We start from the raw sequence: 21,366 nt of genomic DNA, 5'->3' as shown, positions 1-21,366 counted from the left end.
GATCTTTTCCTCGCCCCGATTGACCTGGCGTCCGCGCGGTCGGCCGGTCGGCCGGAGTCTTTCCTCGCCCCGCCTGGTCTCGCGGCCGCGCCGTCGGCCGGTCGGCCCGAGCGCGCGGCCGGGTGGGTCGATGCCGAGGTTGGCGGCCCGGGAACCGCGCCGGTCGGCATCGTTACGATCGCCCGATGTCCGCCGTTCCCCGTTGGGCCCTGCTGTCGGCCGCTGGCGCACCGCTGTTCCTCATCGGCGGCTGGACCCTGGCGCAGGCCGCCCAATCCGACGGGTTCGACCCGGTGCGGCAGACCATCAGTGCGCTCGCCGCCACGGGTGCGGACCATCGCTGGATCATGACGGTCGGGCTGGCCGGTCTGGGCCTCTGTCACCTGACGACCGCGCTCGGCCTGGTCAGCGCCTCGGCGGCGGGCCGAGGGCTGCTCGCGCTGGGCGGGCTGGCGACAGTGGTCGTGTCGGCATTCCCGCAGAACCCGGCCGGTGACTCGACGACGCACGCCGTGGCCGCCGGTGTGTCGTTCGGGGCGTTGGCCGTCTGGCCGGCCCTGGCGGTGCCCCGTCGCGCGACGCCGTCCCTCGACCGAACGGACCGCCACCCGCCGGGCGAGGGGCCGGCTCCCGTACGCCGGCGGGCGCTCGCGGCGGCGGCGGTCCTCCTCGGGCTGGTCGGCTGGTTCGCCGTCGAGTTCTTCACCGAGGGGACATGGATCGGGCTGACCGAGCGGCTGGCGGCGGCCGCCGAGGCGGGCGTACCGCTGGCCGCCGTGCTGCTTTCCCGGCGGCGGCCGAGGCCGTCCGGTCCCGGCTGACCGCCGTCGCGCTCCCCCGGCGTCGGCGGTTCGGTGGCCGTCAACGCGACGCGGGCCGCCGGAGTGTTCCGGCGGCCCGCTGGCGGTGTGTGGATCAGAAGACGCTGACGCCGTAGCGGCTGAGCGCCTCGGTGACCGGCTGGAAGTAGGTCGTGCCACCGGTGCGGCAGTTGCCGCTACCACCGGAGGTCATACCCAGGGCGGTGCTGCCGGCGAAGAGCGAGCCGCCGCTGTCGCCCGGCTCGGCGCAGACGTTGGTGCGGATCAGACCGGAGACCGAGCCCTCGGCGTAGTTCACGGTGGCGTTGGTCGCGTTCACCGAGCCGCTGTGCAGGCCGGTGGTGCTGCCGGAGCGCTGCACCGACTGGCCGACGGAGGCGTTGCCGGCGCCGGTGATGTCACGGAAGCTGCCGTTGTAGAGGGAGACGTTGCCGGCGGCGTTGGCCGAGTTGCTGTGCCGCACGATGCCGTAGTCGTTGCCCGGGAAGCTGGTGCCGGTACGGGTGCCGATCAGCGCGGTCTGGGCGGAGTTCGAGTACCAGCTGGCCGAGATGTTGGTGCAGTGCCCGGCCGTCACGAAGTAGTAGGTGCTGCCACTGCGCACGTTGAAGCCGAGCGAGCAACGCCCGCCCCCGCCGGCGTAGATGGCCTGGCCGCCGGAGATCCGGGTGCTCAGCACGCCGGCCTCGGCCTCGATCCGGACCGCGCCGTTGGCCCGCGCGGCGGCGGCCTTGACCCGCTCCAGCTTGGCCCCGGTGACGGTGCTGTCGACGGAGACGACGACCTGGTTGGTGACCGGGTCGCTCCACCAGGCGGTGCCCGGGATCTTGGCGGAGCGCTCCAGCTCGGCCGTGGCCCGGTTGAGCTCGGCGGCACCGCGGGTGACGTAACGGACGACGGCGCCGGCCTTGCTCGCCTTGCTGGCGGCGGCCGCGTCGGTCACCGTGACGACGGACTTGCCACTGGCGTCGATGTACGAGCCGGCGGAACGGTCGCCGAGTTCCGCGGAGATCGCGGCGGCGGTGTCGGGCGACGCGGCGGGAGCGGCCTGAGCGGGCGCGCCGATGAGCGAGCCGACGACCAGGGTTCCGGAAACGGCGACTGTAGCCGCAACGCGGAATGAGGACCTCGTGGGTCGCATGTAACAACCTCCTGGGCGGGGGAGCGGGTCTGGCCGGGGGCGGCTGACCCGAGGACAACCCGGCCGATCTGGGGAAACCGGCCAGCTGAGACTGAAGTATTCACATACTTAAGATCATTAACAAGGCTTGGATTCGCCCGGATTCACCGACCTTGATCGGCCACCTGGCCGCAACACCCCTGACGCGCTGGTGAACAGGCACCGTCACACCCGACCGACATCCGGTCCATCAGGGAGAGCGCGATCATCGATGTGTTGTCGCGCCGGGCGTCGCGTGCACCGCACACCAGAACGGCACGACGACGAGCGCCGCCCGCTGAGCACGCCGCGATGAGCGCCGCCTGTCAGGGGGTACGGCGACGGGCGCCGGGACCCGGACTGGGCACCACGTCGCGTAGCCGGACCACGTCGTGCCCGTCGGCGCAGCGCAGTTCGGCGCGGACCTCGGCGCCGCAGTCGCGGTGCGTGACACTGAGCGGGGGGCCTTCCGCGTCGGCGAGGTACCGGTCACCCCACCCGAGGACGGCGACCAGCACCGGCCACAGGTCCAGCCCCTTCTCCGTCAGCCGGTACTCGTGGCGCAGCCGACTGCCGGGCTCCCGGTACGGCTCGCGACTCAGCACGCCCTGCTCCACCAGGCCGGCGAGCCGGTTGGTCAGCACCTGGCGCGGAATGCCGGTGCGCACCCGCATGTCGTCGAAGCGGCGTACGCCGGTGAACACCTCGCGGAGGACCACAAGCGTCCACCGCTCACCGAGGATCTCCATCGCGCGGGCGATGGTGCAGTTCTCCACTGACCAGTCCAGAGCCGCGGGTCGCATCCGACCAGGCTAGATCTCGTTGACAGACTCAGCAACCGGCTGCCAGGCTGCGTCCATGACGCAGACGCAGGAACCAGCGCGCAGCCGCACCTTCACCTGGGCGGACCCGTCGGTCAACGCGGCCCAGGTCGGTCGACGCAGCGGCCTCGACATGCTCCGGGCGATGATCGCCGGCGAACTGGCCGCGCCGCCGGTGATGCACCTTCTCGACATGACCCGGATGGAGGCCGACGAAGGTCGGGTCGTGGTCGAGCTGACTCCGCAGGAGTTCCACTACAACCCGCTCGGCAGCGTCCACGGTGGCGTGCTGTCGACCCTGCTGGACACCGCCGCCGGGTGCGCGGTGCACACCACCCTGCCGGCCGGCGTCGGCTACACCTCGCTGGACCTCAACGTGAAGTTCCTCCGCCCGGTCACCGTCGACAGTGGCACGCTGCGCTGCGAGGGAACGGTGCTGCAACGCGGCCGCCGCACCGCCTTGGCCGAGGCCCGCATCACCGACGCCACCGCCCGCCTGATAGCCCACGCCACCAGCACCTGCCTCCTACTCCCCCTCCCCTAACCCCGCCCCCAATGCGTTGATCATGAAGTTATTGCCCCGACACGCCGGCGCGAGTGGCAACAACTTCATGATCAACGGGGCGAGGGACGGGGGCAGCAGGGTGGGGCGGGGGTGGGCTAGCGGAGGGCTAGGCGGGCGGCTCGGGCGTCGCGCTTCTCCTCGAAGCGGCTCGCGGCGCGGTCCAGGTCCTCCAGCTGGGCGGCGAGCTGCTCGCGGGCGGCTTCGCCGTCGGCGTTGAGGCCGGTCACGTTGAAGACGTCCCACTGGCGCAGGACCGGCTGCAGCACCTCGTCGCGGTGCTGGCGCAGGTCGTAGATGCCGGCCAGGGCGATCGCCACCGACTTGCGGGCGAACCCGTCGATGCCGCTGCCCGGCATCTGGAAGTCGGCCACCACGTCGGCGACGGCCCGCATGGCCTGGCTCGGAGCCAGCTCGAACGCGGCCGCGAGCAGGTTGCGGTAGAAGACCATGTGCAGGTTCTCGTCGGCGGCCACCCGGGCCAGCAGCGCCTCGCAGGTGGGGTCGCCGGTGGCCTTGCCGGTGTTGCGGTGCGAGATCCGGGTGGCCAGCTCCTGGAACGAGACGTACGCCAGTGAGTGCAGCACCTCGTCGCCGTGGGCGTTGGTGTAGCCCTCCGACATGTGCGTCATCCGGGCCCGCTCCAGCGCCACCGGGTCGACCGCCCGGCTGACCGTCAGGTAGTCGCGGATCGCGACGCCGTGCCGACCCTCCTCGGCGGTCCACCGGTGCACCCAGGTGCCCCACGCGCCGTCGCGGCCGAACAGGGTGGCGATCTCGTGGTGGTACGAGGGCAGGTTGTCCTCGGTCAGCAGGTTCACGATCAGCGCGGTGCGGGCCACGTCCGGGATGGTGGAGTCGGTCGGTGACCACGCCTCGCCGCCGAGCGGCCCGTCGAAGGTCCGCCCTTCGCTCCACGGCACGTACTCGTGCGGGAACCACTCCTTGGCGAGCGAGAGGTGGCGGTCCAGGTTGCGTGCGACAACCGGCTCCAGCTCGACGAGCAGCGCGGTCTGGCTCACTGTGGTGCTGACGGTCACGAGAAACTCCCTACGGTGGCGTAACTTACGCTACCGTAGGTCCCCGCGGCCGTCAGCGCCAGTGGGGACACTCAACCGACCGTCGGCTTGAGGTCCGCCAGGGGTGGCATCCACTCCTGGGCGACGGCGGTGACCTGCTCGCCGGAGCGGATGTCCTTCACCTCGTCGGGCGCGCCCTCGGCGCCGGGGAACCAGACGTACGGGATGCCGCGCCGCTCGGCGTAGCGGATCTGCTTGCCGAACTTCGCCGCGCTCGGCGACACCTCGGTCGGCACCCCGCGCCGCCGCAGCGCCTCGGCCACCCGGTTGCTGGCCGTACGCTGCTCCTCGCTGATCACCGCGACGAGCACGGCGGTCGGCACATCCCGCGAGACCGACAACTCCCCCGCGCTGAAGAGCAGCCCGAGCAGCCGGGTCACGCCGATCGAGATCCCCACCCCCGGGTACGAGACAGTGCCCGCGCTGGCCAGGTTGTCGTACCGGCCGCCGGAGCAGATCGAGCCGAAACGCTCGTAGCCGCGCAGCTGGGTCTCGTAGACGGTGCCCGTGTAGTAATCCAGGCCACGGGCGATGCGCAGGTCAGCCACGCAGAGGCCGGGCGAGTGCTCGGCGGCGGTGTCCACCACCCGGACCAGTTCCTCGATGCCCTCGTCGAGCAGCGGGTCGCTCACCCCGAGCGCCCGCACGGCGTCGGCGAACGAGGCGTCCGGGGCGGAGATCTCGGCGAGCGAAAGGCACGCCTTGGCCTGCGCCTCGCTCGCCCCGGCGGTCTGGGCCAGCAGCTCGGTCACCTTCGCCGGGCCGATCTTGTCGAGCTTGTCCACGGCGCGCAGCGTCGCCTCCGGGTCGGTCAGCCCGATGCCCCGGTAGAAACCCTCGCAAATCTTGCGGTTGTTGACCTGGATCGTCACCGGCGGAATCGGCAACGAGCGCAGCGCGTCCCCGATGACCAGCGGCATCTCCGCCTCGTGGTGCGCGGCCAGGGTGTCCCGGTCGACGATGTCGATGTCGGCCTGGACGAACTCGCGGTAGCGGCCCTCCTGCGGCCGCTCACCCCGCCACACCTTCTGGATCTGGTAACGGCGGAACGGGAAGCTCAGCTTGCCGGCGTTCTCCAGCACGTACCGGGCGAACGGCACGGTCAGGTCGAAGTGCAGGCCGAGCTGGTCGTCACCACCGGCACCCTCGGCGTCGGCGTGCAGCCGCCGGATCACGTAGACCTCCTTCGAGGTCTCGCCCTTGCGCAGCAACTGGTCCAGCGGCTCCACGGCGCGGGTCTCCAGCGGCGCGAAGCCGTACAGCTCGAACGTGGCCCGGATCTTGTCGAGCACGAACTGCTCGATCATCCGCTGGCCGGGGGTCCACTCCGGGAAGCCGGAGATGGGCGTGGGCTTGCTCATCGGCGTACTCCTTGCGGTTCCGCGCCCGCGGCGCGGTGGTGTCGTGGGTCCGCGCGCGGCGCGGACAAAAGATTTAGAGGCCCCGGGTGGGCGCGGCCGGCGACGTGCCAGCCACCTCGATGAGGTACGGGTTGCTGGCGCGCTCGCGGCCGATCGTGGTGCTGGGGCCGTGGCCGGGCAGCACGACGGTGTCGTCGGCCAGCGGAAGGATCTTGTTGCGCAGGCTGGTGAGCATGGCTGGCATGCTCCCGCCCGGCAGGTCGGTGCGGCCGATCGACCCGGCGAAGAGGACGTCGCCGGAGAGGCACAGCTCGTCAGCCTCCCAGCTCGACCCGGCGCCCGGCAGCCGGAACAGCACCGACCCGCCGGTATGGCCCGGGGCGTGGTCGACGGCGATCTCCAGGCCGGCGAGGGTGAGGGTCGCGCCGTCGGTCAGCTCGGCCACGTCCTCCGGCTCGGTGTAGCTCAGCCGACCGCCGAAGAGCGACGTCAGGTCGGTCGAGAGGCCCTTGGCCGGGTCGGCGAGCATCTCCCGGTCACCGGGGTGCACGTACGCGGTGATGCCGCGCGCACCGCAGACCGGCGCGACCGAAAACGTGTGGTCGAAGTGGCCGTGGGTGAGCAGCACGGCGGCCGGATACAGGCGGTGCTCGGCGAGCAACGCGTCGAGCTGGTCGAGCACCCCGACGCCGGGGTCGACCACCACGCACTGCTCCCCCGGCGCGGTGGCAACCACGTAGCAGTTGGTGCCGAAGGCGTCCGCGGGAAAGCCGGCCACGAGCACGGGCGCTGTCCTTTCCGTCGATCAGCTGTCGTCCTGCACAGCAGCCTATCGGGCGCGCCGAGCGAGTTTGCCGCGTCCGTCCCGCGCGCCCCGTACGGCACAGTGACGATCTCCGATAAGCGCTGCTCGGGATGGGGTGGACCTCGTACACCACATTCTCAGTCACTAGCCGTACACTCTGGCGGGCGTGTGGCGCGGCACACGTGACGCCCGGACGGGCCGGGGCGACCGGCCGCCGGCGACGACCAGGTAGAGGAAAGGGGAGCACGGGTGGCTTCCAGCAGGGACCGGCAGCGCAAACTGGCGCGGGCCAAGCTCGACCGGCAGTTGGCTCGCCGGGCTGCCGCTACGCGGCGCCGACGGCAGATCCAGGCCGGAGTTGGCGCCGCTCTGATCCTCGTGTTGGTCGTGGCCGGCTCGGCCTGGGCGCTCGGCGCGTTCGACTCCGACCCGAAGCAGAACACGGCCGCGGAGGACACCTGCCTCTGGACGCCGCAGGACGCGACGGCCAACACCAACCTCAAGGACGTCGGCACGCCGGCCACCAAGGATCTGCCCACCGACGGCACCCGGCCGATGACGGTGACCACCAACCAGGGCGCGCCGATCACCGCGGAGCTGAACCTCACCAACTCCCCGTGCGCCGCGGCGAGCATCGCCCACCTGGCGAGCCGGTCGTTCTACGACAACACCAAGTGCCACGAGATCACCGCCGAGGGCGCGCTGCGCTGCGGCGACCCCAGCGGCACGGGTCTCGGTGGGCCGACCTACTCGTTCTACGACGAGGAGCTGCCGACCGTGCCGTCGGCGTCCCCGTCGGCCAGCCCGGCCCCCGGCCAGCCGCCGACGTACCCGAAGGGCACGGTGGCGATGATCTCCAACCCGCCGGGCAGCAACGGCAGCCAGTTCCTGATCTTCTTCAAGGACTTCACCACCGCCGACCCGAAGTACCCGGTCATCGGCCGGGTGACCGGCGGGCTGGACGTGGTGGAGAAGATCGGCGCCCTCCCGACCGTGGACAATGGGACCGGGGCGAAGGTCAAGCCCAGCACCGATGTGACGATCCAGAGCCTCACGGTCGGTGAGCCGGTCACCGGTGCGGCACCGGCACCGTCGGCCTCCGGCACCCCGGCCAGCAGCCCGAGCGCCGGCTGACCGGGCGCCACCACCCACCCAAGCGGCACCCAGCAGCAGACAGCCAGGAGGATCCAGGCGTGACGTCCACCAGAGAGCGGCAGCGCGCGGCGGCACGCGCCCGGCTCGAGAAGGAGATGGCCGAGCGCGCGGCCAAGGCCCGCAAGCGCCGGCAGACGACGGCGATCATCAGCGCGGGTGCCGCGCTGGTGCTCGTGGTCGCCGGCACCGTCTGGCTGGCGGTGAGCCTCGGCGGCGACGACGACAAGCCCGGCACCACCACCGCGGCGCCCGGCGCGTCCGAGTGCGCGTACAACGCGCTGCCCACCGAGCAGCGGCCCCCGCAGATCAAGGACGTGGGGGTGCCGAGCAACGAGCAGTCCGGCACCGGCGTGCAGACCATGACGATCGACACCAACCTCGGCCCGATCACCGCCAAGGTCGACCGGTCGGTGGTGCCGTGCACGGCGGGCAGCTTCACCTACCTCGCCGAGAAGAACTTCTTCGACAACACCAAGTGCCACCGTCTCGTGACGGAGGGCATCAAGGTGTTGCAGTGTGGTGACCCCAGCGCCACCGGCAACGGCTGGCGGGACACCGACGGTCAGGGCGGCCCGAGCTACCGGCTGCCCGAGGAGAACCTGCCCACCGACAAGCGCCCGCCGTACCCGGAGGGTGTCATCGCGATGGCCAACTCCGGCCAGCCGGGCAGCACCGGCAGCCAGTTCTTCATCGTCTACGGCGACTCGCCGCTGGACCCGGCGTACACGGTGCTGGGCACCATCACCGGCGGCCTGGACCTGGTCAAGGACGTGGCCAAGGCCGGCGACGACGGGGCGTTCGCCCAGCAGGCCGGCGGCGGCCACCCGAAGAAGGAGGTCATCATCAAGGACCTCACGATGAGCAACCCGCAGGGCTGACCCCCGCGCAGACGACACAGCGCCCGCCGGCTGAGCCGGCGGGCGCTGTCGCGTTCTCGGGTACACGTCGAGGCGTGGAACTGGTCCGGTGGGCGTCAGGCCCCGGAGATGACCCGGTAGGCGTCGAAGACGCCGTCGACCTTGCGGACCGTGGCCAGGAGGTGGCCCAGGTGCTTCGGGTCGGCCATCTCGAAGCTGAACCGGCTCACCGCCACCCGGTCGCGGGTGGTCGTGACGGTGGCGGAGAGGATGTTGACCCGCTCGTCGGAGAGCACCCGGGTGACGTCGGCCAGCAGCTTGTGCCGGTCCAGAGCCTCGACCTGGATGGCGACCAGGAACGTCGAGGCGGAGGTGAGCTTCCAACTCACCTCGACGACCCGCTCGCTCTGCGCGCGCAGGTCCTCGGCGTTGGCGCAGTCGTCGCGGTGCACGCTGACCCCGCCGGAGCGGGTGACGAAGCCGAACACCGAGTCCGGTGGGACCGGTGTGCAGCAGCGGGCCAGCTTGATCCAGACGTCGCTGACGCCCCGGACCACCACGCCCGGGTCGCTGCTGCTCTGCCGACTGCGCGGCGGACGGGTGGCGACGGCGGTCTCGGCGATGTCCTCCGCCGCGCCCTCCTCGCCGCCGTACGCCGCCATCAGCTTCTGCACCACCGACTGCGCGGAGACCTGGCTGTCGCCGACCGCCGCGTAGAGCGAGGCCACGTCGGCCAGGTGCAGGTCCCGGGCGATCGACATGAGTGCGTCGGAGGTGAGCATCCGCTGCAACGGCATGCCCTGCTTGCGCATCGCCTTGACGATCGCGTCCTTGCCGGCCTCGATCGCCTCTTCGCGGCGTTCCTTGTTGAAGTACTGCCGGATCTTCGTGCGGGCGCGCGGGCTCTTGACGAAGCCCAGCCAGTCCTGTGTCGGGCCGGCCGTCTCGGACTTCGACGTGAAGATCTCGATCACGTCGCCGTTGGACAGCGTCGACTCCAACGGCACCAACTTGCCGTTGACCCGCGCCCCGATGCACTTGTGCCCGACCTCGGTGTGCACCGCGTACGCGAAGTCGACAGGCGTCGACCCGGTCGGCAGCGGGATGACGTCACCCTTCGGGGTGAAGACGTACACCTCCTGGCTGGACAGGTCGAAGCGCAGCGCGTCCAGGAACTCGCTCGGGTCGGCCGCCTCGCGCTGCCAGTCGAGCAACTGCCGCAGCCAGGTCATCTCGTCGATGTGCGCGGGCGGGCCGACGATCTGGGTGCCCTTGTGCTCCTTGTACTTCCAGTGCGCGGCAATGCCGAACTCCGCGGTGCGGTGCATCGCGTACGTGCGGATCTGCATCTCCACCGGCTTGCCGGTGGGCCCGATGACAGTCGTGTGCAACGACTGGTACATGTTGAACTTGGGCATCGCGATGTAGTCCTTGAACCGGCCCGGCACCGGCTGCCAGTTGGCGTGGATGACCCCCAGCGCCGCGTAGCAGTCGCGAACCGTGTCGACCAGGATCCGCACACCCACCAGGTCGTAGATGTCGTTGAAGTCGCGACCCCGCACGATCATCTTCTGGTAGATCGAGTAGAGGTGCTTCGGCCGCCCGGTGGTCTCCGCCTTGATCTTGGCGGCCTTCAGGTCGGTCTGCACCTTCTGCGTCACCTGCCGCAACAGCGCCTCGCGCTGCGGCTGGTGCTCCCCGATCAGCCGGTTGATCTCCTCGTAGCGCTTCGGGAACAGCGTGCCGAAGGACAGATCCTCCAGCTCCCACTTGATCGTGTTCATACCGAGCCGGTGCGCCAGCGGCGCCAGGATCTCCAGCGTCTCCTTGGCCTTCTGCTCCTGCTTGGGGCGGGGCAGGAAGGTCAGGGTGCGCATGTTGTGCAGCCGGTCGGCCAGCTTGATCACCAGCACCCGCGGGTCCTTGGCCATTGCCACGACCATCTTGCGGATCGTCTCGGCCTTGGCCGCGTCGCCCAGCTTGACCTTGTCGAGCTTGGTGACGCCATCGACGAGCAGGGCGACCTCGCCACCGAAGTCGGCCCGCATCTGGTCGAGGGTGTACTCGGTGTCCTCGATGGTGTCGTGCAGCAGCGCGGCGACGAGCGTGGTGGTGTCCATCCCCAGGTTGCCGAGGATCGTCGCCACGGCAAGGGGGTGGGTGATGTAGGGGTCACCGGACTTGCGGTACTGCCCGGAGTGCCACCGCGCGGCCGTGTCGAAGGCGCGCTGGAGCAGCCGGGCGTCCGCCTTGGGGTGGTTGTCCCGGTGGCTGGCGATCAGCGGCTCCAGCACCTCGCTGACCTGTGAGGTCTGCCAGGGCGCGTTGAACCGGGCCAGCCGGGCCCGGACCCGCCGGCCGGTGGGCGCGTTGGACAGCCCGAAGCCACCAGTGGGCGACGGGTCGATGCCGGCGTCGGTCGGGAACGGCACCACGACACCATCGGCGCCGGGAGACGCCTCGGCGCTCGGCGGGCCACTGGTCGGACGCACCGCGCCCTCGCCGGGAGCCCTGCCGGAGCCGTTGCCGGTGCCCGTCACCCGGGCCGGCGCGTCGCCTGTCAGGTCGGTCACCGAGCCGTCAGCGTCGCCTGTCGGGTGCACCGTGCCCTCCGCCGGAGGGACGACATCGTGGGACACCGGCCTCCTCACCGCTCGCCGGAAACACGCCGGCCGAAGATCGGCCGACCTGGTCTCGCCCGCCGGACGGGGTACCGCCGGCGTCAGCAAAGGGCAATGCTACCCGCACGGACGGTCCCCTGCCGCTCCGCCGGACGGTCGGCGCCGGGTCCGTCCGACGGGTCCGGGATCAAACGGTCATCAGAGCACCGACCGGCTCAAACGGTCAACAGGGCGTGCACAGGACGCGGCGCCAGTCGCTCACGCCCACCCAGGAAGCCGAGCTCCAGCAGCACGGTGAAGCCGGTCACGGTCCCGCCGGCCCGCTCGACCAGGTCCAGCGTCGCCTCGGCGGTGCCACCGGTGGCCAACACGTCGTCGACCACAAGCACCCGGTGCCCGGCGGTGAAGGCGTCCTCGTGCACTTCGAGGGTGGCCTCGCCGTACTCCAGCGCGTAGGAGACCGAGTGCGCCGGGCGGGGCAGCTTGCCGGCCTTGCGCACCGGCACCACGCCCACCCCGGTCGCGTACGCGATGGCCGCCGCGACGACGAACCCGCGCGCCTCGATGCCGACCACCACGTCGAAGGCGTCCCGCCCGTGGTACGCGACGATCCCGTCAATCACGTCATGGAAGACCTTGCCGTCGGCGAACAGGGGCATCAGGTCCTTGAACATGACGCCGGGCTTGGGAAAGTCGGGCACGTCCAGCACCCGGCTGGCGACCAGTCGGGCGACCTCCGGGCCACTGTCCCCGCGCGCTGCGGTGCTGTGGGTCTCCGTCACGGCTGTCTCGCTCCCCTTCGACGACGAACGGCGTCCGGCAACAGCATGCCGGACGCCGTTCGGGTGTTTCCTGTCGGGTCAGCGCCGCTTGGCGCCACCCGGCCGGTTGCCGCCGCCACCCGGGCGACCGCCCCGGGCACCGGTGGGCCGCTTGCCCGCCGGCCGAGCGCCGACCTTGGGGGCGGCACCGGCCAGCGCGGCGGCGTCCTGGTCGACCGGCTCGTCGGTCGGGTCGGCCTGGGCCACCGGGCTCGCGGCACCCTTGCCGGGGACCTCGCCACGGCTGACCGCGCCCCGACGGGTCAGGACCCGCTTGTTGTGCGCCTGGATCCGCGGGTCGTAGTTCTTCAGCAGCGCCAGCAGCGGGGTGGCCACCAGGATGGAGGTCAGGAACGCCACCGCCATACCGACGAACAGCACCAGACCCAGGTCCTTCAGCGTGCCGGCGCCGAGCAGGCCGGCACCGATGAAGAGCAGACCGCCGACCGGCAGCAGAGCGACCACCGAGGTGTTCAACGACCGCATCAGGCTCTGGTTGATGGCCAGGTTGGCCGCCTCGCCGTACGTCTGGTTGTTGTTGGCGGTGATGCCCCGGGTGTTCTCCTGGACCTTGTCGAAGACCACCACCACGTCGTAGAGCGCGAAGCCCAGAATGGTGAGGAAGCCGATGATCGTCGACGGGGTGACCTCGAAGCCGACAAGCGAGTAGATGCCGGCGGTGAGGATCAGGTTGGTGATCAACGAGGCGACCGCGGCCACGGCCATCCGCCACTCGAAGCGCAGGATCAGGTAGACCATCACCAGCGCGATGAAGATGACCAGACCGAGCACGGCCCGCTCGGTCACCTGGCTGCCCCAGGCCTCACTGACCTGGTTGCTGCTGATCTGGTCCACGTTGATGCCGAGGTCCTCGGCGATCTGGGCCTTGACCGCGGTGGCCTGCTCGGCGGTGAGCTGCGGCGTGCGCAGCTCGTACGAGTCGCCGCCCGGGCCGCCGACCTTCTGCGTGGTGGCCACCGTGACGCCGGTGTTCTCGGTGGCGAGGGCCGAGTTGACCTCCCGCTCGGCGTCGTCCAGGGTGCCGACGCTGGCCGGCACCTGGAACGAGTTGCCGCCGGCGAACTCGATGCCCAGGCTGAACCCACGGATCGAGAAGCTGAGGATCGCGATCAGGATCAGGACGCCGGCGACACCGAACCAGAGCTTGCGCCGGCCGACGATGTTGAGACCGGCCTCGCCGTTGTAGAGGCGGCTCGCCAGACCGTTTTCAGCCATCTCAGGCCTCCTTGGCGCGCGGGTTGCGGGGCTGAGTCGGCTGGTTGCGGGCCGGAAGTGCCCGGCCCAGACCGCTGACCCGCGGGGACAGGAACGCCCGGGTCCGGGCGAACATCGTCATGATCGGGTGCCGGAAGAGGAAGACCACGACCAGGTCCAGCACGGTGGCCAGGCCGAGCGCGAAGGCGAAGCCCTTGACCGTGCCGACCGAGACCACGTACAGCACCACAGCGGAGAGCAGCGTGATCGCGTTGGCCGAGATGATCGTCCGACGGGCCCGGATCCAGGCGCGGGGCACCGCGCTACGCGGGCTGCGCCCCTCCCGGATCTCGTCCTTCAGTCGTTCGAAGTAGATGACGAACGAGTCCGCCGCCACACCGAGCGAGACGATCATGCCGGCGATGCCGGCGAGGGTGAGCGTGAAGCCGATCTGCCGACCGAGCACCACCAGCGCACCGAAGACCAGCAGCGCGGAGAGGATCAGGCTCAGGAAGATCACCGAGCCGAGCAGCCGGTAGTAGAAGAACGCGTAGATGATGACCAGCAGCATGCCGATACCGGCCGCGAGCAGACCCGCGCGCAGGTGGCTGGCACCCAGCGTGGCGGTGACGTTCTGCGCCTCCTGCTGCTCGAAGGTCACCGGCAGCGCGCCGTAGCGGAGCTGACCGGCGAGGGTGCTGGCGTCCTTCTGGGTGAAGGTGCCGGTGATCTGGGAGTTGCCGGTCAGCACGGCCTGGATCTCCGGGGAGGAGACGATCTCGTTGTCCAGCACGACTGCCACCCGGCACTTGCCGTCCTGACCCAGCGCGGTCGCGTCGCAGGCCTGACCCTCGTTGTTGAACGCCTCACGGGTCAGCGAGGTCCACTTGCCCTGGCCGTCGCCGGTGAAGTCCAGGCTGACCACCCAGGCGTTGGTCTGGTCGAGCACCGCGTCGGCGTCGGACACGTCGGTGCCCAGCACCTTGGCCTGGTCGAGCAGGTACTTGGACGCGCCGTCCTCGCAGGAGACCACCTGCTGCTTCGGGTCGGAGATCGACGCCGGGGGGCGCTGGTCGAGCTGCGCGCAGCCGATCGTCGGCACGTTGAACTGCATCTGCGCCGGCAGCACCGCGACCTCCTGCGGAGACAGCGTGCCGAACGGCTTGAGCTTGTCGGCCAGCGACGGGTCGGTGCTCAGGTCGGCAGGGGCCTGCAGCGCGTTGGCGGCCTGCCACGCGGCGGCGCCGACCTTCTGCTCGACGGCCTTGCGCTGCTCCTCGACGCTGGCCGGCACCGGCTCGGCGCTGGCGCTGGGCGCGGCGGCGCTCGGCGAGGCCGATGCGGACGCGGAGGGGGTCGGGTTGGCGCTGGGCGACGCCGGGGCCATTCCGCCCTGGCCGCCGCTGGGCGACGAGGTCACCTTCGGCGAGGCGCTGCCCGTCGGGGTCGGGGTCGCGCCGCCGGACGGGGTCGCGCTGCCGGTCGGGGCGGCGCTACCGGACGGGGCCGGCGTGGCGGCGGGCGGCGCCTCGGCCACCCCGCTGCCGGAGGCGGCCTTGAGCACCTTGCGGAAACGCAGCTCAGCCGCTTCGCCCACGTCGTCGAGGTTGCGGTTCTCACCAGGCAGGGAGATGACGATGTTGCGGTTGCCCTCGGTGACCACCTCGGCCTCGGCCACGCCGAAGGCGTTGACCCGGCTCTCGATGATCTCGCGGGCCTCCTCGAGGTTCTCCGCCGTCGGGGGCTTGCCGTCGACGCTGTTGGTCGCCTCCAGTGTCACCCGCGTGCCGCCGATGAGGTCCAGGCCGAGCTTGGGCTCGAGCCGGTCCTTCCAGCTGCCGCTGGCGCCGGCGAAGAACACCAAAAGATAGAGGACCACGAAGATGAACCCGAGCACGGCGAGCTGCCGCCCGGGGCGCATCTGTCCCTGAGGTGGTGCCACGGCTGTCCTGTCTCCCTGTACGGTCGCGCCGCTGTCGCAGCGGCGGCGGTGTCGGGCCGGGGGTCCCGCCCGACGGGGTCTGCCTTGAGCCGACGAGATGCCGACACGAGGACCGGGCACCCCCGGCGCGGAACGCCGACGGTCACGGGAACGTGTCGACGCCCGGCGTCGACCCAACTATCCAGTTTTCACGTCTCGTCCGCTGCCCCGTTCGGGCGCGACGACCCGGAAGCCGGCCGACCGGCCGTACGCCGAACTCGCCGCTCCCGGGGGGAGGGGTCAGTCCTTGACGGTGTCCGCGTCCTCGGTGACCGGCTCGCTCGGCAGCTCGGCACGGGTGACCACCCGCGCGATGGCCGGGCGGGCGTAGCGGGTCTGCACGCCCGGTGCGACCTCGATCAGAACGGTGTCGTCCTCGATGCCGGTGACCGTGCCGTAGAGCCCACCGATGGTCACGACCTCGTCGCCGGGGCCGAGGTTGGACTGCATCGCCTCCGCCTCACGGCGGCGCTTCTGCTGGGGCCGGATCATCATGAAGTACATGACACCGAAGAGCAGGGCGATCATCAGGATCGGCGTGAAACTGCCGGCCCCGCCACCCGCTGCTGCGTAATGCACGGTTACTGACCTTCCCATTGGCCACCTGCCCGGCACCGTGGGTGCCGGAGCGGAGGCGGATTCTCACGTCCTGTACAGACCGCGGCGAAGTCTAAACCCTGCACCTGAGAACGCCGAATGCGGCACAGATCACGTTCACATCACGGCTGATCGACATCCAACGAGAACAAGTCGGGCACGGCTGGACTATCCGCACCAAATGTACCATTCGGCGGCGTCCGCCCCAGATGCCGCCAGGCGGCCTCGGTCGCCACCCGCCCCCTCGGCGTACGGGCCAACAGTCCAGCACGCACCAGGAACGGCTCGCAGACCTCCTCGACCGTGTCCGGCTGCTCCCCCACCGCCACGGCGAGGGTGGACAACCCGACCGGACCGCCCCGGAACGACTCGACCAACGCGGTCAGCACCGCGCGGTCCAGCCGGTCCAGGCCCAGCGCGTCCACGTCGTACACGATCAGAGCCGCACGGGCGGTGTCGAGATCGACCACCCCGTCGGCCCGGACCTCGGCGTAGTCGCGGACCCGGCGCAGCAGCCGGTTGGCGATCCGCGGCGTGCCCCGGGACCGACCGGCGATCTCGATCGCGCCCTCCGGCGTGATCGGCACCCCCAGGATCCGCGCCGAACGGTGCAGCAGCGTCTCCAGATCCGCCGGGGCGTAGAAGTCGAGGTGCGCGACGAAGCCGAACCGGTCCCGCATCGGCCCGGTCAACAGGCCCGAGCGGGTCGTCGCGCCGACCAGGGTGAACGGCTCGACGTCCAGCGGGATCGCCGTCGCCCCCGGCCCCTTGCCCACCACCACGTCGACCCGGAAGTCCTCCATCGCGCTGTACAGCAGCTCCTCGGCCGGGCGCGCGATCCGATGGATCTCGTCGATGAAGAGCACGTCGCCCTCGGCGAGGCTGGTCAGGATCGCCGCCAGATCACCGGAACGTTCGATCGCCGGGCCGCTGGTCACCCGGATGCCCGCGCCCAACTCGGCGGCGACGATGTTGGCCAGGCTCGTCTTACCCAACCCGGGTGGGCCGGAGAGCAGGATGTGATCCGGCGGCGACCCCCGCCGCATGGCGCCCTGCAACAACAGGTCGAGCTGGTCGCGTACCCGGTCCTGGGCGATGAACTCGGCCAGCCGCCTCGGCCGGACGGTGGCCTCCGCGTCCCGGTCGGCGTCGCTGACGTACGCCGAGACGAGCCCCTCGGTCTCGCTCATCGTGCTACCCGGGCGGTCATCGGGTGCGACCGAGCAGTCGGATGGCCTGCTTGAGCAGGACCGGCACCGGCGGGGTCTCCCCCTCGATCGACTCCGCCACCGCGGCCACCGCCTGATCGGCCTGACCGGCCGTCCAGCCCAGCCCCACCAGCGCCTGCCGGACCTGGTCCGGCCAGCTGCCGCGGGTCACCCCGGCCACCCCGTCGGCGCCGATCGGCACCGGGCCGATCCGGTCGCGCAGCTCCAGCACCAGTCGTTCGGCGCCCTTCTTACCAATCCCGGGTACGCGGGTCAGGGCGGCCGTGTCGGCGTTGGCGATCGCCTTGCGCACCGCGTCCGGGGTGTGCACCGCCAGCACCGCCTGGGCCAGTCGCGGGCCGACCCCGCTGGCGGTCTGCAGCAGCTCGAACAGCGACTTGGCGTCGTCGTCGGCGAAGCCGTAGAGGGTCAGCGAGTCTTCCCGCACGATCAGGCTCGTGGCGAGCCGGGCGACCTGGCCGACCCGCAGCTCCGCGAGGGTCCCCGGGGCGCAGTGCACGGCGAGCCCGACCCCGCCGACCTCGATCACGGCCTGGTCCGGACCCGTCGCGGTCACCGTGCCGCGCACGCTGGCGATCATCGTGCTCCTCCTCGTCGTGCCCGGTCGGCCGCGGCGGCCAGCTTGGAGCGGGTGCCGCCGCGCCACACGTGGCAGATGGCCAGGGCCAGCGCGTCGGCGGCGTCCGCCGGCTTCGGCGGCTCGGCCAGCCGCAACAGCCGGGTCACCATCGCGGTCATCTGCGCCTTGTCGGCCTGACCGGACCCGGTCACGGCCGCCTTCACCTCGCTGGGGGTGTACGTCTGCACCGGCAACCCGGCCCGCGCCCCGGCCAGCACGGCGATGCCACTGGCCTGCGCGGTGCCCATCACCGTTCGCACGTTGTGCTGGCTGAACACCCGCTCGACGGCGACGCTCTCCGGTTCATGCTTGGCCACCAGCTCGGTGAGCGACCGGTCCAGGTGCAACAGGCGCAGCGCCAAATCGTCGGCCGGGTCGGTGTAGACCACGTAGTAGGCGACCAGCGTGCAGGGCCGGCCGGGCACACCCTCGACCACGCCCACCCCGCACCGGGTCAACCCCGGGTCCACACCGAGCACGCGCACGCCGCCCCCTCCCCAGCCGTCAGCAGTACGTGTGTTCGACACCCTAACCGGCGCCGTTCCCACCAGCCCCACGGGACACGCCCTCCGCCCCCGCACCCCTACCCCGCGCCCCTGCCTGCCCCCGCACCCCTGCGGCCGGCAAGGTCACGCTCGATCCTGGATGTAGTGGCCACGAAGCGCCCGGGAGGCCACTACATCCAGGATGTTGCGCGATCTTGCGGGCGCGACGGCGCGGCGCGCCCGGGAAAGGGCGGACCCCGGGTCGGGTGAGGCGGAAGCGGGCGACGAGGGCGGCACGAGGCGGGGCACGGCGTGGCGGTGGCGGGGCGGGCGGGGCAGGGCGGGCGGGACGGGGCCGGCGGCAGGGGCGGGTGGGCCACACAGCTCCGGTACGGAGTATGTGTCGCTGGCCCATGTGCCGGGGAGCACACAGCTCGTAACTTCTTGCGCCATGACGGCAGAACCCGTGGTGGTCCCCCACGTCGTACAGGTCGACCTCGCCGGTCGGACCGCCCTGGTCACCGGGGGCGGCGGCGGCATCGGGCGGGCCTGTGCCCTGCGACTGGGCGCGGCCGGCGCCAAGGTGCTCGTGGTGGACCGCAACCTGGAGGCGGCCAAGGCGGTGGCCGCCGAGGCTGGTGGCCGGGCCGAGGGTGTGGACCTGTCCGACGCCGCCGCTGTGGATTCCCTCGATGTGGACGTGGACATCGTGGTGAACAACGCCGGGCTCCAGCACGTCGCGCCGTTGCAGGAGTTCCCCGTCGAGCGCTTCGAGTACATCCAGCGGGTGATGGTGGAGGCGCCGTTCCTGCTGATCCGCCGGGCGCTGCCGCACATGTACGCCCGGGGCTGGGGGCGGATCATCAACATCTCGTCGGTGCACGGGTTGCGCGCCTCGCCGTACAAGGCGGCCTACGTCTCGGCCAAGCACGCGTTGGAGGGGCTGTCGAAGGTGGTCGCGCTGGAGGGCGCCGCGCACGGGGTCACCGCCAACTGCATCAACCCGGCGTACGTGCGTACCGCCCTGGTGGAGAGCCAGATCGCCGACCAGGCGGCCAGTCACGGCATCGACGAGGCAGAGGTGATCGAGAAGATCATGCTGGCCCGGGCCGCGATCAAGCGGTTGATCGAGCCGGAGGAGGTGGCCGAGCTGCTGGCGTACCTCTGCTCGCCGCCGGCGGCGTTCATCACCGGCGCGTCGATCGCCCTCGACGGGGGCTGGACGGCCAACTAGTGGGGTTGAGCACAATGTCGACCATGTCATCGCCGGTGGAGTTCCTGGAGTTGCTCGCCCGAGAGGCCGCGGCGGTCGAGTTCGAGGGACCGCTGGTGGCCGCGCGGGCTGCCGGGCTGCCGCCGGACCGGCTGGCCGAGCTGGAGCAGGCCAAGTCGGTGGCGTTGCGGGTCCGCGCGCTGTTGGAGCGTCGGCGCCGTCGGGAGAGCGAGCTGTCCGGCCTGTACGACACGGTCAGCGACCTGGCCGGGCTGCGCGACCTGGACGACGTGTTGCGGGCGATCGTGCACCGGGCCCGTCACCTGCTCGGCGCGGATGTGGCGTACATGACGCTCAACGACGACGAACGTGGCGACACCTACATGCGGGTGACCGACGGGTCGGTGTCGGCCCGGTTCCAGCGGCTGCGCCTGCCGATGGGCGCCGGTCTCGGTGGCCTGGTGGCCCAGTCCGGCGCGCCGTACGTCACCGCCAACTACGGCGAGGACGCGCGCTTCCACCACACCGGCGAGATCGACGCCGGGGTGGGCGAGGAGGGTCTGGTGGCGATCCTGGGGGTGCCGCTGCGGCTCGGCTCGACCTCGATCGGTGTGCTCTACGCTGCCAACCGTTCGGCCCGGCCGTTCGTCCGGGAGGAGGTGGCGCTGCTGGTGTCGCTTGCCGCGCACGCCGCGGTGGCGATCGACACCGCCCGGCTGTTGACCGAGACCCGGTCGGCGTTGGCCGAGTTGTCGGCGGCGAACACCACCATCCGGGCGCACAGCAGCTCGGTGGAGCGGGCCGCGGCGGCCCACGACCGGATGACCGCGCTGGTGCTGCGCGGCGGCGGGGTGGAGGACGTGGCGGCCGCGGTCACCGAGGTGCTGGGTGGCGCGCTGCTTGCGCTGGACGCCGAGGGCCGCCTGCTGGCCCGGGTGGGCGAGATCGAGGAGCCGGATCGCACGGACATCGTCGAGGCGGTGGCCGCGTCGCGGACCGAGGGGCGCAGCGTGCGCCGGGGTCCCCTCTGGTACGCGGCAGTGGTGGCCGGCGCGGAGAACCTGGGCGCGCTGGTGCTGCGCCCGGACGACGAGTTGGTCGACGCCGACCAGCGGATCCTGGAGCGGGCCGCGTTGGTGACCGCGTTGCTGCTGCTGTTCCGCCGGACGGTCGCCGAGGCGGAGGGGCGGGTACGTGGCGAGTTGCTGGACGACCTGATCGCCCGCCCGCTGCGCGACACCGACGCGCTGCGCAGCCGGGCCCGTCGGCTCGGGGTGGACCTGGACGCACCGCACGTGCTGGTGGCGGTGGGCGACGACGCGATCGCCGCGACCGGCTCGGCTCGGCAGCGGGTGCTCTCCTGGGCCACCACGTACGCCTCGGCGCGCGGTGGACTGGCCGCGGCGCGCGACGGCCGGGTGGTGCTGATGCTGCCGGGGTTGGACGCGGGGGGAAGCGCCCGCGCGGTGGCCCGGGATCTGTCCCGGGTGACCGGCCGACCGGTGACCGCCGGGGCGAGCGGCCCGTCGAACACGCCGGCGGCGTTGGCCGGGACGTTCCAGGAGGCGGACCGGTGCCTGACGGCGCTGGGCGCGCTGGGCCGCGCCGGGCAGGGCGCGAGCACCGTGGAGTTGGGCTTCGTCGGGTTGTTGCTGGGCACTGTCGGTGACCGGGGTGAGAAGGACGTGACCGAGTTCCTCGGCGCCACCGTCGGGCCGGTGCTCGACTACGACGCCCGGCGCGGCACGGCTCTGGTGAAGACGCTGGAGGCGTACTTCGGGGTGGGTGGCAGCCTGGCCCGGGCCGCCGAGCAACTGCACGTGCACGTCAACACGGTGACCCAGCGGTTGGAGCGGGTCGGGCAGTTGCTCGGCGTCGACTGGCAGCGGCCCGAGCGGGCGCTGGAGGTGCAGCTCGCGCTGCGTCTGCACCGGCTGCGCGCGCCGGCCAGCTGACCGACGCCGG

At 71.5% G+C, this 21,366-nt stretch carries 19 protein-coding genes; 6 read left to right on the top strand and 13 right to left on the bottom strand.

Features of this window, described 5'->3' with window-relative positions:
- The first annotated feature begins 185 nt into the window (after nt 1–185).
- Nucleotides 186–821: a DUF998 domain-containing protein gene (locus ABZU74_RS30025; protein ID WP_355430841.1), complete on the top strand. Its 636-nt coding sequence runs from the start codon at nt 186–188 to the stop codon at nt 819–821.
- A 94-nt stretch (nt 822–915) separates the two neighbouring features.
- Here the strand turns inward: ABZU74_RS30025 and ABZU74_RS30020 are convergent, their stop codons facing one another.
- On the bottom strand, nt 916–1,962 hold the full coding sequence (locus ABZU74_RS30020) for a S1 family peptidase (protein ID WP_355430838.1): 1,047 nt from the start codon (nt 1,960–1,962) through the stop codon (nt 916–918).
- Between the two features lie 344 nt (nt 1,963–2,306).
- Nucleotides 2,307–2,783, bottom strand: coding sequence for a helix-turn-helix domain-containing protein (locus tag ABZU74_RS30015; RefSeq protein WP_355430835.1), 477 nt, complete (start codon nt 2,781–2,783; stop codon nt 2,307–2,309).
- A 55-nt stretch (nt 2,784–2,838) separates the two neighbouring features.
- Here ABZU74_RS30015 and ABZU74_RS30010 point away from each other — a divergent pair, with 55 nt between their 5' ends.
- Nucleotides 2,839–3,345, top strand: a complete 507-nt coding sequence (locus ABZU74_RS30010) for a PaaI family thioesterase (protein ID WP_238659783.1) — start codon at nt 2,839–2,841, stop codon at nt 3,343–3,345.
- Nucleotides 3,346–3,461: 116 nt separating this feature from the next.
- Here ABZU74_RS30010 and ABZU74_RS30005 read toward each other — a convergent pair whose 3' ends face one another.
- The 3 genes from ABZU74_RS30005 to ABZU74_RS29995 form a co-directional block, all read right to left on the bottom strand.
- A complete protein-coding gene (locus ABZU74_RS30005; protein WP_355430833.1) occupies nt 3,462–4,403 on the bottom strand; it encodes an acyl-ACP desaturase in 942 nt (313 codons plus the stop codon).
- A gap of 71 nt (nt 4,404–4,474) precedes the next feature.
- Entirely contained in the window at nt 4,475–5,803 is a 1,329-nt protein-coding gene (gene hisS / locus ABZU74_RS30000; RefSeq protein WP_355430830.1) for a histidine--tRNA ligase, read from the bottom strand.
- A gap of 73 nt (nt 5,804–5,876) precedes the next feature.
- Nucleotides 5,877–6,587: an MBL fold metallo-hydrolase gene (locus ABZU74_RS29995; protein ID WP_355430827.1), complete on the bottom strand. Its 711-nt coding sequence runs from the start codon at nt 6,585–6,587 to the stop codon at nt 5,877–5,879.
- A gap of 270 nt (nt 6,588–6,857) precedes the next feature.
- Between ABZU74_RS29995 and ABZU74_RS29990 the strand changes: the two genes are divergently transcribed.
- A complete protein-coding gene (locus ABZU74_RS29990; RefSeq protein ID WP_355430824.1) occupies nt 6,858–7,742 on the top strand; it encodes a peptidylprolyl isomerase in 885 nt (294 codons plus the stop codon).
- Nucleotides 7,743–7,801: 59 nt separating this feature from the next.
- A complete protein-coding gene (locus ABZU74_RS29985) occupies nt 7,802–8,641 on the top strand; it encodes a peptidylprolyl isomerase (protein ID WP_355430822.1) in 840 nt (279 codons plus the stop codon).
- 95 nt (nt 8,642–8,736) lie between these two features.
- Here the strand turns inward: ABZU74_RS29985 and ABZU74_RS29980 are convergent, their stop codons facing one another.
- From ABZU74_RS29980 to ruvC, 8 genes are all read right to left on the bottom strand, one after another.
- Nucleotides 8,737–11,259: a bifunctional (p)ppGpp synthetase/guanosine-3',5'-bis(diphosphate) 3'-pyrophosphohydrolase gene (locus ABZU74_RS29980; protein WP_355430819.1), complete on the bottom strand. Its 2,523-nt coding sequence runs from the start codon at nt 11,257–11,259 to the stop codon at nt 8,737–8,739.
- Nucleotides 11,260–11,456: 197 nt separating this feature from the next.
- A complete protein-coding gene (locus ABZU74_RS29975; protein WP_355430816.1) occupies nt 11,457–12,023 on the bottom strand; it encodes an adenine phosphoribosyltransferase in 567 nt (188 codons plus the stop codon).
- Between the two features lie 78 nt (nt 12,024–12,101).
- Complete coding sequence (secF, locus tag ABZU74_RS29970; protein ID WP_355430813.1) at nt 12,102–13,298, bottom strand: protein translocase subunit SecF; 1,197 nt, start codon at nt 13,296–13,298, stop codon at nt 12,102–12,104.
- A gap of 1 nt (nt 13,299) precedes the next feature.
- Nucleotides 13,300–15,219: a protein translocase subunit SecD gene (secD, locus tag ABZU74_RS29965; protein WP_355430810.1), complete on the bottom strand. Its 1,920-nt coding sequence runs from the start codon at nt 15,217–15,219 to the stop codon at nt 13,300–13,302.
- 279 nt (nt 15,220–15,498) lie between these two features.
- The gene (gene yajC / locus ABZU74_RS29960) at nt 15,499–15,855 is read right to left on the bottom strand and encodes a preprotein translocase subunit YajC (RefSeq protein ID WP_355430808.1); all 357 of its coding nucleotides are present in this window, start codon (nt 15,853–15,855) and stop codon (nt 15,499–15,501) included.
- Between the two features lie 122 nt (nt 15,856–15,977).
- A complete protein-coding gene (gene ruvB / locus ABZU74_RS29955) occupies nt 15,978–17,045 on the bottom strand; it encodes a Holliday junction branch migration DNA helicase RuvB (RefSeq protein ID WP_355430805.1) in 1,068 nt (355 codons plus the stop codon).
- A 16-nt stretch (nt 17,046–17,061) separates the two neighbouring features.
- Nucleotides 17,062–17,664, bottom strand: coding sequence for a Holliday junction branch migration protein RuvA (gene ruvA / locus ABZU74_RS29950; protein WP_091401818.1), 603 nt, complete (start codon nt 17,662–17,664; stop codon nt 17,062–17,064).
- On the bottom strand, nt 17,661–18,188 hold the full coding sequence (gene ruvC, locus ABZU74_RS29945) for a crossover junction endodeoxyribonuclease RuvC (RefSeq protein WP_210821188.1): 528 nt from the start codon (nt 18,186–18,188) through the stop codon (nt 17,661–17,663). Before ruvC ends, ruvA begins: the two co-directional genes overlap by 4 nt.
- Before the next feature lie 451 nt (nt 18,189–18,639).
- Between ruvC and ABZU74_RS29940 the strand changes: the two genes are divergently transcribed.
- The gene (locus ABZU74_RS29940) at nt 18,640–19,422 is read left to right on the top strand and encodes a 3-hydroxybutyrate dehydrogenase (protein ID WP_355430802.1); all 783 of its coding nucleotides are present in this window, start codon (nt 18,640–18,642) and stop codon (nt 19,420–19,422) included.
- A gap of 14 nt (nt 19,423–19,436) precedes the next feature.
- Nucleotides 19,437–21,356, top strand: coding sequence for a helix-turn-helix domain-containing protein (locus ABZU74_RS29935; RefSeq protein ID WP_355430799.1), 1,920 nt, complete (start codon nt 19,437–19,439; stop codon nt 21,354–21,356).
- The last annotated feature ends 10 nt before the right edge of the window (nt 21,357–21,366 follow it).

Origin of the sequence: Micromonospora sp. NPDC005171, from assembly GCF_040608575.1 — a bacterium.
Taxonomy (GTDB): Bacteria; Actinomycetota; Actinomycetes; order Mycobacteriales; family Micromonosporaceae; genus Micromonospora.
Note: the sequence above shows the minus strand (reverse complement) of the source record. Positions and strands in the feature narration are given on the sequence as shown.